The sequence below is a fragment of the Lactobacillus helveticus DSM 20075 = CGMCC 1.1877 genome, from assembly GCF_000160855.1.
Lineage (GTDB): Bacteria > Bacillota > Bacilli > Lactobacillales > Lactobacillaceae > Lactobacillus > Lactobacillus helveticus.
Genome location: NZ_GG700752.1, coordinates 163842 through 177779 on the forward strand (window position 1 = coordinate 163842; position 13938 = coordinate 177779).

Consider the following 13938-nt stretch of genomic DNA (forward strand, 5'->3'; position numbering starts at 1 on the left):
CAAATAATAATTTTCCAAATAAATATAAATATTTACCGTTTCCTTAAGGTGATTATACTAAATGAAATCTAGTGTTAGATAGTAATTTAATTGAATGATTGTCTAGCACTTTTATTTTTGTTTTAAAATGAATGCACATAATCATCGGATGTTTTGATTGACCTAATACTTTGGAATAAACAGGAGTAGAGATATTTTTATTGTTTTCGATTATACTCCCCAGCCTTTCCGCTTGATGCTGTTACTTTGACATAGATAAATTTCAATAAAATTAATGACCGAAGTATTTTGGTTCTTGATGAATTTTCATCAGGAATTGATAAAACTACTTTGAGGAAGATTGAAAATAAACTGTTGGATTTACAGACAACGATTTTATATATTACCCATGTGTTAGATGATAATCTCAGTAGTAGGTTTGATGAAGTAATAAAGTTAAAATAATGCTATAAGCAAAATAAAAAATCAATTTGCATCAAAAAGCAAATTGATTTTTTTAGTTCATTTTTCTTAAAGTAATTCAATATTGTCTGCTTCGCATTTTTCAACCATATCTTCTGGCCAAATAGAAGCTTGTACTTCACCAATGTGAGCCTTACCTAACAGCAACATACATAGACGAGATTGACCGATCCCACCGCCGATTGAATAAGGTAATTCACCCTTCAAAATCATCTGGTGGAATGGCAATTTAGTGCGTTCTTCGCAGTGAGCCTTCTTAAGTTGTTCCTTTAAGCTCTCTTCACTGACTCGGATACCCATTGAAGAAATTTCAATCTTGCTTTGAAGAGGTTCATACCAGAAAACTAAATCACCGTTTAATTGCCAGTCATCGTAGTCAGGTGCACGACCGTCGTGAGGTTTACCGCTACGCTTTAACTTATCACCGATCTTCATGATGAAGACAACTTTTTCTTCTTTAGCAATTTGATTTTCGCGTTCGTCTGGTGAAAGATCAGGCCAGCGGTCTTCAAGCTCTTGTGTAGTAATAAATGAAACGTGGTCACCAAGACGGTAGGTAGAACCAGTGTGGCGTGCAGATACTAATTTTTCAGTTTCTTTAATTGCTCTAAAAATCTTGTTAACGGTGATTTCCAAAGTATCGGTATTGCGTTCTTCCTTGCGAATGATTTTTTCCCAATCCCATTGGTCAACGTAAATGGAGTGGAAGTTGTCTAAATCTTCGTCGCGGCGAATGGCGTTCATGTTAGTATAAAGACCTTCGTGCATGCCAAAGCCGTACTTCTTAAGGGCGAGTCGCTTCCACTTAGCAAGGGAGTGGACAATTTCAATCGTATCTTCTTTAGGCATAGCCTTCACGTCGAAAGCAACAGGACGTTCGACACCGTTTAAGTTGTCGTTCAAACCAGTTTTTTGTTCAACGAACATTGGAGCAGACATTCTTTGGATGCCAAGAATAGATGCTAATTTGTCTTGGAAGGTTTCACGGATGAAAACAATCGCTGCTTCAGTATCACGGACAGTTAATGTAGGGCGGTAGTCTTTAGGTAAAATAAGTGTCATAATAATAAATCCTCTTTCTCGAAAATATTTGAGAGTAAAGAAAAAGCCCTTCGCTCCCTATAATCCAGGGACGAAAGGCTTTTTTCCGCGGTACCACCCATATTGTCTAATTATATAGACCTCTTTATGGAGCACAATCATGCCCCACCGGTGTGGTAACGTGCCGGAGACGTCTCAACCTACTTTAAGAATTGTTATTTCGGTGAGCTGCTAAAAGTGTTTTTCAATAATCCAGGGTCTATTAGTTTCGCACTAACACTAATTCACTGGAGAGAAATAGATTATTTACTCGTCTTTTTCATAGCCTTTTAATTTATTTGATATTTATTTGATATATATTTAACAGTATTTCTCTAAAAAAAGCAAGACAAAAATGTGATATGATAATTTAGAAACCGTTTTACTTATAGACATAAAAGAAAATATTATTACTTTAGAGGATTAAAATGTTAGGTTTTTCTGTTTATCTCGGACATGATTTGACGGCCGAGAATTATAATTATTTATTGATGATGCGCAACAGTGGTTTTATGTGCGTATTTACTCAACTTGGAGTTCCTGATACAGAGAATGACATTGTATTAAAGCGATTAGCTAATTTGGTTAATTGGTGTCAAAAATTAGATTTAAAAATTGTGGCAGATGTATCAGAAGAAGTTCTACATAAGTTAAATATTAACGGCGTGGATCAGATTAAAAGCTTAAATTTAACCGGTTTACGGGTAGATGATGGATTTGCTATGGAAACTATTACCAAATTATCTAAGGAAATGCCAATTGTACTGAATGCCAGCACGATTACGCAAGATGATATTGATAATTTGAAATACAGCAATGCTAATTTTGATAATTTAACGGCGGGTCATAATTTTTATCCACGTCCAGAAACTGGGCTTGATGCCCACTGGATGCAAGAAAAGAATAAATGGCTCCATAGCTATAATTTGAAAACAGCTGCCTTTATTTCAGGAAATGGCAAGTTGCGCGGACCAATTTTTGCAGGGTTACCTACACTTGAAAAACAAAGAAATGAAAATCCACTTGCAGCAATCTTAGAATTACAAAAACTGGATTGTGATGATATTTTTGTGGGTGATCCGCAATTAACTAAGGATACAATTGAATCGATTACCAATTATCAAAAAGAAAAAGCTATTACATTGCACCTAGATACTGAAATTCCAGAATTATTTGAAAATGATTGGCATAATCGGCCTGATGTGGCAAGGGATGTAGTACGATTAAAGGAAAGCAGGGAAAAGCAATTGTTTTCAACAGAACCACAAGACAACATTTATGCTCGGCCTAAGGGCAGCGTGACGGTCGATAATGATTTGTATCAGCGGTATAAGGGGGAAATCGAAATAACTAAGTGTGATTTGCCACGGAATGAAAAAGTTAACGTGCTAGCTCAGGTAAAAGATTATGATTTGCCATTACTTGATTATATTGGCTCTAATACGCGGGTAATTTTTAGAAAAGCAAATGCAAATAGTATTTAGCGAAGAAGTATTTCTCAGGAAATACTTCTTTTTTGTACAAAAAAAGAGATGAATCAAAGATTCATCTCACAGTAAATATTATCGGGAAAACAGGATTCGAACCTGCGACCCCCTGGTCCCAAACCAGGTGCTCTACCAAACTGAGCCATTTCCCGTTTTTAAGTGCGCCCTGAAGGATTTGAACCTTCAACCTTCTGATTCGTAGTCAGACACTCTATCCAGTTGCGCTAAGGGCGCGTCTATCAACTCAATTAGTATAACATAAATATAAGCGATGTCCAATAATTTTTTGCAAGAAAAAAGCCTAGTTACTGTCTACCCTCCAGTAACTAGACCTATACTATTCTATCGAAAAAATGCCAATAAAACTATCTTATTACAAAATAATTAACAAAAAATAATCAAAATGCAACTATTTTGTATTAAAAATGTTTAATTATCTATCACTATCAAAAATATTGTCTTTAACGATGACGTAATCAACAAGCTTGATGGAGTTTAAATCCCGACCACCTGCATATGAAATTGATGATTGTAAATCTTCTTTCATTTCGCGCAAAGTATCTTTGATTGATCCGCGATAGGGCACGAGCATTTGTTTACCTTCTACATTCTTGTAGGCACCTTTTTGCACTGCAGAAGCTGAACCCCAATATTGCTTATAAGTTTTGCCGTTAATTTTGATAACATTGCCAGGAGATTCTTCATGACCTGCAAAAAGTGAACCGATCATCACCATAGTTGCACCAAAGCGAACGGATTTAGCGATATCACCGTTATGACGAATGCCACCGTCAGCGATCATCGGCTTGGATGCTGCTTTACTGCACATGCGTAAAGCGGCTAGTTGCCAGCCACCAGTCCCAAAACCAGTCTTTAATTTAGTAATACATGCCCGGCCCGGACCAACACCAACTTTGGTTGCATCAGCGCCGGCATTTTCTAATTCTCGCACAGCCTCTGGTGTAGCAATATTACCAGCAGTAAGGAATGATTCTGGTAATTTTTGCTTAATGTATTTGATCATTTTAATCACATAAATTGAATGACCATGTGCAACATCAATAGTGATATATTCAGGCTTTAAATTTTGTTCAACTAATTCATCGATGAATTTGTATTCACTATCTTTGATGCCGACGGAGATTGATGCAAATAAGCCTTTTTTATGCATCATTTTAATAAATAGAATCCGTTTTTCTGGCTGAAAACGATGCATTACATAATAATAACCATTTTCAGCAAGCCAAATTGCTAGGTCATCATTAATGACGCTCTCCATGTTAGCTGGCACAACTGGTATTTTAAATGTTCGGTTTCCGAACTTGACGCTAGTATCGGCGTCACGGCGACTATTAATGATGCCTTTGTTTGGAACAAGTTGGATATTATCGTAATCAAAGGCTTCCATACTGAAATAATTGCTCACTTTTTAAGTTCTACTTGTTAAGTTGTCGTATAAACCGTCAATTACTATATTGAAAATAAATTATTTTGTCAATATAAAAATCGAACTATGAAATAAATTAAAAATAAAAGAATTCGGAATTTGCATTGACTAACGATTAACAAATTGCTAGACTAGCATACGTAATATTTAAGAGGTTTTTATGAGGTGAATTTTAGAGGTGAATTTTAAATGGCAGCAGTTGCAGTCGTAGGGGGCCAATGGGGCGATGAAGGAAAAGGTAAGATTACTGATTTTTTGAGCAAGGATGCTACTATGGCAGTCCGCTCAAATGGTGGTAACAACGCAGGTCACACTATCGATATCGATGGTAAAGAATTTAAGATGCGTTTGATTCCATCAGGTATTTTTGCTGCTTCCAAGGCTGCCGTAATTGGTAATGGGGTAGTAATTAACCCAGAAGTGATGTTCGGCGAACTTGATAACCTTGAAAAGAACGGCATTGATACTAGCAAATTAAGAATTTCTAACCGTGCTCATATCATCATGCCTTATGACGTTAAGCAAGATGAATATCAAGAAGAAGCTAAGGGTGATAGAAAGATCGGTACTACCAAGAACGGTATTGGACCAACTTACATGGACAAGGCTTCAAGAATTGGTATTCGTGTTTGTGATTTACTTGAAAAAGATACCTTTGAAGAAAAATTACGTCTTAACTTAAAAGTTAAAAACGAATTATTTACTAAGGTTTATGGTAAGCCTGCTCTTAAGCTTGAAGATATTTTTGACAAGTACTATGAATATGGTCAAAAGATGAAGAAATATGTTACTGATACTTCTGTATTAGTTAACGATGCACTTGATAACGGTGAAAAGGTGCTCTTCGAAGGTGCTCAAGGTACTATGCTTGATATTGATGAAGGTACTTACCCATACGTAACTTCATCTAACACTATTTCCGGGGGAATTTGTTCAGGTATCGGTATAGGTGCCAACCGCTTGAATACAGTGATTGGTGTCTGCAAGGCTTACACTACTCGTGTTGGTGAAGGCCCATTCCCAACTGAATTGCTTGATGAAGTTGGTGACCGCATTCGTGATACCGCACATGAATATGGTACTGTTACTGGTCGTCCACGTCGTGTTGGTTGGTTTGATTCAGTAGCACTTCGTCATGCTAAGCGTGTATCAGGTATTAACGGCTTAAGCCTTAACTTGCTTGATGTCTTCTCAGGCTTTGACAAGGTCAAGATTTGTACTGCTTATGAACTTGATGGCAAAAAGATTGACTACTACCCAGCAAGTTTGAAAGAATTATATAGATGTAAACCTGTTTATGAAGAGCTTCCAGCATGGGAAGAGGACATTACTGCTGCTAAGAAGTGGGATGACCTTCCAGAAAATGCACAAAAATTCTTGAACCGTGTTTCTGAATTGGTAGGCATTCCATTGGTAACAGTTTCAGTTGGTCCTGATCGTGAACAGACTATTGTTTTGAAGAATCCATGGGAAAGGTAAAATATGATTGAACGTTATACTCGCCCAGAGATGGGAAAAATTTGGACGGATGAAAATAAATATGCAGCTTGGCTTGAAGTAGAGATCGCTGCCACTAGGGCATGGGCTGAACAAGGCGAAGTACCTGCAGCTGATGCAGAAAAGATTGCAAAGAATGCCTCCTTTACTGCAGAACGTGTAGCAGAGATTGAAGCTGTAACGCATCATGATGTGGTAGCCTTTACCCGAACTGTTTCTGAAAGCTTAGGTCCTGAGAAGAAGTGGGTCCACTTTGGTTTGACTTCAACTGATGTAGTTGATACTGCACAGGGACTTTTGCTTAAGCAAGCCGATGAGATTATTCGTAAAGATCTGCATGAATTAAAAGAAACGATTGCAGAAAAGGCTAAGAAGTACAAGTACACTGTCGAAATGGGACGTACCCACGGTGTACAAGCTGAGCCAACTACTTTTGGTTTGAAACTTGCTCGTTGGTATGCTGAAATTAACCGTGATATTGACCGTTTTGAACGTGCAGCAAAAGGCGTAGAGTCTGGTAAAATCTCTGGTGCCGTAGGTACTTTTGCTAACGTGTCACCTGAGATTGAAACTAGCGTAATGAAGCAGCTTGGCTTAACTCAGCAGTCAATCACTAGTCAGGTTTTACCACGTGACTTACATGCAGAATATATTGCAATGCTTGCTTTGATTGCTACTAGTATTGAAAACTGGGCTACTGAAATTCGCGGTTTGCAACGCAGCGAAATCCATGAAGTTGAAGAACACTTCCGTGCGGGTCAAAAGGGCTCTTCTGCAATGCCCCACAAGCGCAATCCAATTGGCTCAGAGAATCTTTGCGGTATGGCCCGGGTAATGCGTGGTCATATTGTAACGGCATATGAAGACGTTGCATTGTGGCATGAGCGTGATATTTCGCACTCTAGTGCAGAACGTGTAATTTTACCTGATACGACTATTGGGATTGACTACATGCTGCACCGTTTCAACCGAATTTTAACTAATTTGGATGTTTTCCCTGAAACGATGCTTAAGAACATGGACCGTACTTACGGTTTGATTTACTCACAACGAGTTTTACTTAAGTTAATTGATGAAGCAGGACTATCTCGTGAAAAAGCCTACGATATGGTACAAAAATTAACTGCTAAGTCATGGAATGAACAAAAGCAATTTAGGCCTCTAGTAGAAAATAGTGAAATTATGAATTATCTTTCTAAGGAAGATATTGATGATGCATTTGATTATCATTACCATTTGCGTTATGTTGATGATATCTTTAAAAAACTTGGTTTAGATGATTAATTAAAAGCGTTTGGCATCAGCCAAGCGCTTTTTTGGTACAATGAGAACAATAATGAGAGGAAGAGACTATGAAAAAATTTGTTTCATTCACAATTAGATTAATTGTTTTGCTCGCAGGAATTGCATTAGCGGGATTTATGGTTTGGCAGTTCTTTACTGATGCTTCAATGCTAGACGTCGATATTCAAACGCAGGGCCCCGTAATTATCGTAATCTTTAGCTTAGTTGCGCTAATTGCTTTGGGAGCCAGCGTAAGCTTTTTTACTGATAAAAATATGGGCTCGACCATCTTTTTAGGAGCATTATTAACAGTAATTGCTTTGATTTTATGGTTGAAAAACCAGGATCTGGCAGATATTTACCGTTGGTACTTCATTTACGGCTTGCTTGTAGCTGTACTTTGCCCATTTTTTAGAAAAGATACTAAATAATAAAAAATCTTCATTTTAGAAAAAATTTTGCCACTTTTTTGCGTACTTATATATAGAAGGGTAAAAACTCAAAATTTAACGAAATGAGGATTTTTTTATGTTAGAAAATGGTGTGCCACCAGCAATGATAGATCACTTAACTGCAGGTATTTTGAAGAAATATAATGATAGGTTGCTTGATGAAGTACAAAGAATACTGCCTGAACTTGATATTCAAGAAGCTACTTCACTTGATGATCCTAATAGAAATGTTTTAGAGGAAAAAGCAATTGTACATGTGATTGCACGAGATAAAAAGCACAACAAATATGGATTGATCATTCAAGTAGGATCACAAGAACCAGGGGAAAATATTTTAGAGGTAGCCAATAGCTATCAAGAAGAGATAGTTTTTGGTGGGTTAGGCTGTCCAGAGGAGGAATTCAAAGTGGCATATGTAGTCTTTCTTTGTCGCACGGATCCTTTTGGTAAAGGGAAGCCTCGCTATGAATATTATGGTGGTAAGTATAATAAAGAAACTCATCAAACTTTCTCGGCGCCGAATGTGATTTTTCTTAATCTGAGTAGTAAAAAATAAAAAAGGGAATCGGATTATCCGATTCCTCTTTTGCTTAGAGACTAATCTATTGTTAGTAGCTTCTGTTCCTTAATCAGATAGTTTGATTGACAAAATTCAGTTAAGAACTTCCGATTATGAGAAGCAATAATACATGTAAAGTGCGAGTCTTTTAGCATTTTAGCCAGAGCTATTACGCTTTCTGGATCTAAATAATTAGTAGGTTCGTCAATTAGCAGAATAGTTTCGTGGTCAAGGTACAATTGTTTAAGTAGAGCTAGCTTAGCAAATTCTCCACCGCTTAAATTTTTTATTTTAGTAAATAAATCAACAAGCATATCCATTTTGACTAATAAACGCTTAATATCGGTTTTACCTAAAATTGTTTCTGTAAAAAAGTCATCTACTGTTTCATAGCTTTGTTGTTTGTTTAAATTTAAACCAATATAAGTTGCTTGAGGTAGTAGATGCTGATGATTAAAGTAATTCTTTAAGTATTTGAGTAAGGTAGTTTTGCCTGAACCATTCGGTCCAATTAACCCTAGCGATTGTCCTGTACATAAAGTTAATGCAGTAATATTTAAAATTGTTTCATGTCTAGGGCTAAGTAATTCATATATCTTAATAGAAAAAGTAGTCGATTTTTTGTACCAGTTTTTGAATTCAGGTAATTGAATATGGTGCTGATATACATGTCTTTTTCCAGGGAGATTACGCAATTCTCTTTCTGCACGCTTGACGCGACTGTTTAATCCTTTTTGAACATGATCATGACTGCGCGAGGTAAAACGGTCTAGTACTATCTTTCTGAGACTTAAAGTGATTATAATTGTTGCTCTTTTGTTGTAGAGCAACGATTTTATCATTGATCTTATGCTGTAAAAGCTCTCTTTTTTCATTGAAATTGATCACAGACTGGTTATTAATCTGATGTTGTTCTAAGTATTGACTATAATTTCCAGGGAAATGAATCACTTTATTGGGCTGAAGGATAATAGTCTTTTGACATAAACGATTAATAAAATCTAAATCATGACTAGCAACTAATAATGCACCATTATAGTTTTTTAATAAATAAAGTAAGTTTTCAATGTTGTTTTCATCCAAGTATACAGTTGGCTCATCTAATAGTAATAATGATCCAGGTAGCCAAATTGTATTTTCGATTAAAGTGAGTCGCTTCTCTCCAGCACTTTTAAAATTATTAATTGTATCAGTATAATCAATTTGAGGTATATAGTTAATCTCACCATGATGAATTATACGACCATGATCCGGTTGAATTTTATTACGAATTAAATTTAACAGTGTTGATTTACCAATGCCGTTTGGTCCTATTAAAACAATACGTTCCATCTACAGCAATGGAAAAGCTTAAATCAGTGAATAAATTTCTATTTGGATAAGAAAAAGCAACATGATTAATACTTAATATTGTTTTATTTAGTTGTGGTTGTGACATAATAACCTGCTTTTTTATGAAAAGTCAGGACTTGTCATTCTGACTAACGACAGTTTGACAAGTTATTTTTAATAATCCTAACCATAATCCCACCCAATCTAAATTAAGTTACCTTAATTATAAAAGATTAAAAAATAAAGCAAATAAAAAATGGCAGTTTAACTTGAACTGCCATTTTAAATTAGAAGTTAAATGCTGCAGCAATGATTGTCATTACTGCGAAAAATCCGGTAACTGTAATTTGAATTCTCTTGGTAATAACTAAATATGCGATGAATTCTCGCACAAAGGCATTCAAGGTGAAGTACCATTTGGTTTTAGCTCCGTAGCCAATACATTGCAATCCTTGTCGTTTTGCCAAAACTAGAGCACGGTAAACGTGGTAAGAATTAGTGACGATGCAGAACTTGCTATTTGGTTTCATTAAGGCATATGAAAAGCGCAGATTTTCATTAGTAGTTCTAGATTTGTTCTCAATGATGATATCTTCTTTGGGGATGCCCAAGTTGATTGCGTATTCGGCCATAGCCTCTGCTTCTAGGATATCTTCGCCTGGACCTTGGCCACCAGACATGATTAATTTTGAACCAGGATTCTTTTGGTAGATTTCTATTCCCCGGGTAATTCTTGCGGCTAAAAGTGGCGTTACCGTTTTTCCCATAATTCCTGCACCAAGTACAACGACGTAATCAAGATGAGGAACATACCAGTTGATTAAATTGATCCAGGCGGTTAACGTGTACATCATCATAATAGTTACTAAGTAGATGATAACGAGCCACAAAAATCCATAAGGATAAACAAGCCATGAATCGTGACTGAATTTGCCTAATTGTGGGTAGAAGAACAAAAAGAAAATAATGACAATTCCCATGGCCAGTGACAAATAATTTGTCCAACGATTGCCTTCTTTACGAATAATTTTTATGCCATCATATAAAAACATAATAATCAGAGTAAAAGCAAAAACGGTGACTCCTAAAGCGACCGCTGCTAAGCCAAATACAAGAAGCGGCAAAATCCAATCTTTATAATGGGGATCAAGGTCTGCAATGTTAACTAGTACAGTTGCCGCAAAAAGTGCAAGACTGAAAAGTGTTAAGACAGACATAAAACCGGATTTAAGCGACCGTCGCTCATGCGTCAATATCAAAATAAAATATCCTAAAAATACTATAAATATTAAAAATGTAATTAAAATCGGATAGGACATATTTTTAATCAATTATACAGGTGAAATGAAGTAAGGTGAATAAAAATCATGGGTGCTTATTTTGCAATTTTTAATTTTTTGAAAACTTCTGGTATTTTTTAAAAAATTAGAATATAATCATGGATAATTAGATTAAAATTAAAAGTAGGCGAGATCGTGAACGACCACATGGATGAGATGATTTAAAGCCATGGTTAAAGCGGCGTAAAGTTGACAAAGTACTGGCTTATCTTGAGCTATTTTATGTAATTCTTTTATTGCTAAGTTTGCTCTATGATTTTTCAATGTTCATGCACTTGCTTTTAGTTCAAAGCATCGTAATTTCATTATATTTAGTAGTTGGTTGGATCTTTGATCGAGGAGATCCAATTATTCGTATGAGAAAGCGTGATACGCTGTGGGAGACCATTACAAGTATTAGGCTCACTAAGTTGTTTTTCTTGCGCTTATTTGAAGGCCTAATTTTATTCATCGCGCTGGGCAGTGCCATTAGATTTTCTCGTCAACTCTGGAATATTCTTTTTGAAATGCCATTTAAATTTAAACTTAGTGACACAGCCATGAACATTATGTTATATGGGGATTTTGCATATGTTCTGATCATGGTTGGCTTAGCTATCGGTATTTTAGCAGCTAATAAGAGATTCATTAGGGTAGCCAGTGTTATCACTATATTTTTAGCAATTGTTTTATTATTGGCAAAATCTCCATTGTTGATTACTAATATATTAGGGATGTTAGTTAGCTTAATCGGAATATGGTTTTCCTACCGAGCTAAGCTCTAAAGAAGGGGAAAATAGTAATGATGGATCCAAATTCTGAAACTTTTACACGCTTATTTAAAGATAAAAAACGTATCAGATATGTACTTTACGCTGAACTGATTTATGCTCTTTTACTTTTGACTACAGTAGTTTTCGCTATTCAAATTTTCTGGCGTTTAATGATTATTCAGTTCGTGTTAATTTTGGCTTTCTTTGTAATTAGCTGGGCATATAATTGGCATGACAAGAAGACTGGTAAGGTCGTAGCCGTTAAAAAAGATCGTTCTTTCTTCCTGAAAACATTTATGGAAGAGACGCCCGTTCAAAAGCAAAAAGCTATTTTTCGCACAATTAGCTTAATCACTGTCATTCTTTCTTTTGCAATTGCGGCTTTTTCTTGTTACGAAATTTTTGTAGATATTGCAGGTAAACCTCAAGCAGGACAATTGGCAATCATTGAAAATATATTGATGAGTGCTGATACATTCTACGTTTTTACCACAGCTGGAATTATGTTTGGTCTGCTTTTTGGTAAAAAACGTCTAACAAGAAATTCAAGCGTAGCTACAATGTTTGTTTCATTGATCCTTTTAGCCTTCCATCCAGTTCTTTGGTGGATGTATATAATCGGCTTGGTAATTGGTGCGGTTGGTTATACTTTGTATCATTTAAATCAACTTTAGAAGTGGTCGCCTTTGGGCGGATATTTTTGTGCAAAAACCAATTTCCCTGCTAGTTTCTTTTTGCTATGTATAGAAGGTGCTAGTTTAGAATTGGGAAAAGAAGAATGGTTACTTCAGGAATTATTTTGTTAATTGTAGCTGGAATTTTGAAACAGAAACCAATTGCTACAATAAAAAATAAGCACGATGCTTGGGTGATTATTGCTTATGGTGTATTTGGATTATTACCCGTGCAATTATTCTATTTTATGTGTATAAAAGTTGCTAATGCATCAATTGCAACAATTTTACAATTTATCGGTCCTGTTTTGGGCTACCTGACTATCACGCACAAACAAGTTATGCGTAGATTGGATATCATTGCCGCAATTTGTGCTTTCTTGGGTGTTTTTCTTTTGTCGACGCATGGTCAGTTTGATCATTTGGCAATTACACCAGCGTCTCTTTTTTGGGGCTTGCTTTCAGCCGTAGGTGAAGCAGCTTATACTTTAATTCCTGTTAATATTGTTAAAAAAGAATCCAGTATGGTAGTGACTGGTTGGGGGATGCTATTTGCCGGACTTAGCCTAGTAATTATTCAGCCACAATTTCAAGCAATTCCTAATAAGTCTGAGGTTTGGCTATATACAGCAGCGGTTGTAATAATTGGTACCATCATTCCATTCCAAATTATGGCTAATGCCTTGCGCTATGTTGTCCCTTCAACTGCTAGTCTGCTTGATGCATTCGAACCATTTTCTGCAACGATTGGCTCTGTACTTGTCTTTGGGTTAATTATGATGCCAATGGATTGGGTAGGAGCAGTCCTTGTCGTAGTAGCTGCCATGGCTCTTAATATCATCCCTAAAAAGCGTAGTAATAAGATTGGACAAAATAAGTTAAGTAAATAATTATTACTCAATTACAAAATTTTACTAGCTTTGTCAAATTGCTTAATTCGATAGTAGTCTTTTTAACATCTCTTTGTAATATTTCTTGGGTAATATATAAACCGTTGAGTGATTAAACGAATCATTTGACCTAAGAAATAATATTAAGGAGAAATACATTGGAATTTAAGCGTAGTTTAGTTAAGTTAGTTGCAGTTTTATCATTATTCTTTACAGGTGTATCTTTAATCAATGTGCCTAATTTGAATCAATCACAAACTGTACAAGCAGCAAGCAAAAAGGGAAAGCGTAACGCAGTTGCTAAACTTGCTAAGAAGCAAGTAGGTAAGCCATATGTTTACGGTGCAACTGGTCCTTCCGCATTTGACTGCTCAGGCTTAGCTCAATACGTTTATAAAAAAGCTGCCAATAAGACCTTGCCTATAGAACTACATATAGTCAGGTAAACAAAGGTAAGCGCGTATCCTTAAACCATCTTAAAAAAGGTGACTTATTATTCTGGGGTTCAACTTCATCTCCTTACCACGTAGGTATTTATGTTGGTGATGGCAAGTATGTTCATGCCGCAACGCCAGGTCAAGGTATTAAAAAGCAAGCTATTAGCATGTACTTTTACCCATCAGCTGCTAAGCGTGTTTTATAATTATTAAGAATAGAAATTAAAAAGCTCAATCTGCAAAAT

Annotated in this window: 12 protein-coding genes, 2 tRNA genes, 2 pseudogenes and 1 other annotated feature; of the genes and pseudogenes, 9 read left to right on the forward strand and 7 right to left on the reverse strand. The window is 36.0% G+C overall.

Annotation, left to right across the window (positions count from 1 at the left end; translation table 11 throughout):
- Nucleotides 1–510: 510 nt before the first annotated feature.
- Nucleotides 511–1524: an aspartate--ammonia ligase gene (gene asnA / locus HMPREF0518_RS00730; protein ID WP_003625066.1), complete on the reverse strand. Its 1014-nt coding sequence runs from the start codon at nt 1522–1524 to the stop codon at nt 511–513.
- Nucleotides 1525–1587: 63 nt separating this feature from the next.
- Nucleotides 1588–1835: a binding site (T-box leader), on the reverse strand.
- A gap of 135 nt (nt 1836–1970) precedes the next feature.
- On the opposite strand from asnA, the gene HMPREF0518_RS00735 reads away from it, so the two are divergent.
- On the forward strand, nt 1971–3026 hold the full coding sequence (locus HMPREF0518_RS00735) for a DUF871 domain-containing protein (protein ID WP_003625069.1): 1056 nt from the start codon (nt 1971–1973) through the stop codon (nt 3024–3026).
- A gap of 81 nt (nt 3027–3107) precedes the next feature.
- On the opposite strand, the gene HMPREF0518_RS00740 is transcribed toward HMPREF0518_RS00735, so the two are convergent.
- From HMPREF0518_RS00740 to HMPREF0518_RS00750, 3 genes are all read right to left on the reverse strand, one after another.
- Nucleotides 3108–3181: transfer RNA gene (locus HMPREF0518_RS00740), tRNA-Pro, on the reverse strand.
- An 8-nt stretch (nt 3182–3189) separates the two neighbouring features.
- Nucleotides 3190–3263, reverse strand: a tRNA-Arg gene (locus tag HMPREF0518_RS00745).
- 199 nt (nt 3264–3462) lie between these two features.
- Nucleotides 3463–4455 (reverse strand): GMP reductase, encoded by a 993-nt coding sequence (locus HMPREF0518_RS00750; RefSeq protein WP_035505223.1) that lies wholly within the window; start codon nt 4453–4455, stop codon nt 3463–3465.
- A 210-nt stretch (nt 4456–4665) separates the two neighbouring features.
- On the opposite strand from HMPREF0518_RS00750, the gene HMPREF0518_RS00755 reads away from it, so the two are divergent.
- From HMPREF0518_RS00755 to HMPREF0518_RS00770, 4 genes are all read left to right on the forward strand, one after another.
- Nucleotides 4666–5955 carry an adenylosuccinate synthase gene (locus HMPREF0518_RS00755; protein WP_003625073.1) on the forward strand — a complete coding sequence of 430 codons (1290 nt, stop codon included), beginning with the start codon at nt 4666–4668 and terminating at the stop codon, nt 5953–5955.
- 3 nt (nt 5956–5958) lie between these two features.
- Nucleotides 5959–7257, forward strand: coding sequence for an adenylosuccinate lyase (gene purB, locus HMPREF0518_RS00760; protein ID WP_003625075.1), 1299 nt, complete (start codon nt 5959–5961; stop codon nt 7255–7257).
- 68 nt (nt 7258–7325) lie between these two features.
- Nucleotides 7326–7688, forward strand: a complete 363-nt coding sequence (locus HMPREF0518_RS00765; protein ID WP_003625077.1) for a hypothetical protein — start codon at nt 7326–7328, stop codon at nt 7686–7688.
- A gap of 97 nt (nt 7689–7785) precedes the next feature.
- A complete protein-coding gene (locus tag HMPREF0518_RS00770) occupies nt 7786–8265 on the forward strand; it encodes a hypothetical protein (RefSeq protein ID WP_003625080.1) in 480 nt (159 codons plus the stop codon).
- 41 nt (nt 8266–8306) lie between these two features.
- On the opposite strand, the gene HMPREF0518_RS10515 is transcribed toward HMPREF0518_RS00770, so the two are convergent.
- The 3 genes from HMPREF0518_RS10515 to HMPREF0518_RS00785 form a co-directional block, all read right to left on the reverse strand.
- Nucleotides 8307–9110: an ATP-binding cassette domain-containing protein gene (locus tag HMPREF0518_RS10515; protein ID WP_080543066.1), complete on the reverse strand. Its 804-nt coding sequence runs from the start codon at nt 9108–9110 to the stop codon at nt 8307–8309.
- The gene (locus HMPREF0518_RS10520) at nt 9013–9600 is read right to left on the reverse strand and encodes an ATP-binding cassette domain-containing protein (protein ID WP_003625085.1); all 588 of its coding nucleotides are present in this window, start codon (nt 9598–9600) and stop codon (nt 9013–9015) included. Before HMPREF0518_RS10520 ends, HMPREF0518_RS10515 begins: the two co-directional genes overlap by 98 nt.
- A gap of 287 nt (nt 9601–9887) precedes the next feature.
- On the reverse strand, nt 9888–10919 hold the full coding sequence (locus HMPREF0518_RS00785; protein ID WP_020828932.1) for a YdcF family protein: 1032 nt from the start codon (nt 10917–10919) through the stop codon (nt 9888–9890).
- A gap of 257 nt (nt 10920–11176) precedes the next feature.
- Between HMPREF0518_RS00785 and HMPREF0518_RS00790 the strand changes: the two genes are divergently transcribed.
- The 4 genes and pseudogenes from HMPREF0518_RS00790 to HMPREF0518_RS00805 all read left to right on the forward strand — a co-directional run bounded on the left by HMPREF0518_RS00790 (nt 11177) and on the right by HMPREF0518_RS00805 (nt 13899).
- Nucleotides 11177–11704 (forward strand): hypothetical protein, encoded by a 528-nt coding sequence (locus tag HMPREF0518_RS00790; protein WP_023192389.1) that lies wholly within the window; start codon nt 11177–11179, stop codon nt 11702–11704.
- Nucleotides 11705–11721: 17 nt separating this feature from the next.
- Nucleotides 11722–12366 carry a hypothetical protein gene (locus HMPREF0518_RS00795; protein WP_020828933.1) on the forward strand — a complete coding sequence of 215 codons (645 nt, stop codon included), beginning with the start codon at nt 11722–11724 and terminating at the stop codon, nt 12364–12366.
- 101 nt (nt 12367–12467) lie between these two features.
- A pseudogene (locus HMPREF0518_RS00800) lies at nt 12468–13256 on the forward strand (EamA family transporter); the annotation flags it as partial.
- A gap of 158 nt (nt 13257–13414) precedes the next feature.
- Nucleotides 13415–13899: pseudogene (locus HMPREF0518_RS00805) on the forward strand (C40 family peptidase).
- Nucleotides 13900–13938 lie beyond the last annotated feature (39 nt).

Bases quoted from the DNA above. Each gene is read 5' to 3' on its own strand.
- asnA (WP_003625066.1), bottom strand. From the start codon at position 1,524: ATGACACTTATTTTACCTAAAGACTACCGCCCTACATTAACTGTCCGT.
- HMPREF0518_RS00735 (WP_003625069.1), top strand. From the start codon at position 1,971: ATGTTAGGTTTTTCTGTTTATCTCGGACATGATTTGACGGCCGAGAAT.
- HMPREF0518_RS00755 (WP_003625073.1), top strand. From the start codon at position 4,666: ATGGCAGCAGTTGCAGTCGTAGGGGGCCAATGGGGCGATGAAGGAAAA.
- purB (WP_003625075.1), top strand. From the start codon at position 5,959: ATGATTGAACGTTATACTCGCCCAGAGATGGGAAAAATTTGGACGGAT.
- HMPREF0518_RS00765 (WP_003625077.1), top strand. From the start codon at position 7,326: ATGAAAAAATTTGTTTCATTCACAATTAGATTAATTGTTTTGCTCGCA.
- HMPREF0518_RS00770 (WP_003625080.1), top strand. From the start codon at position 7,786: ATGTTAGAAAATGGTGTGCCACCAGCAATGATAGATCACTTAACTGCA.
- HMPREF0518_RS10515 (WP_080543066.1), bottom strand. From the start codon at position 9,110: ATGATAAAATCGTTGCTCTACAACAAAAGAGCAACAATTATAATCACT.
- HMPREF0518_RS10520 (WP_003625085.1), bottom strand. From the start codon at position 9,600: ATGGAACGTATTGTTTTAATAGGACCAAACGGCATTGGTAAATCAACA.
- HMPREF0518_RS00785 (WP_020828932.1), bottom strand. From the start codon at position 10,919: ATGTCCTATCCGATTTTAATTACATTTTTAATATTTATAGTATTTTTA.
- HMPREF0518_RS00795 (WP_020828933.1), top strand. From the start codon at position 11,722: ATGATGGATCCAAATTCTGAAACTTTTACACGCTTATTTAAAGATAAA.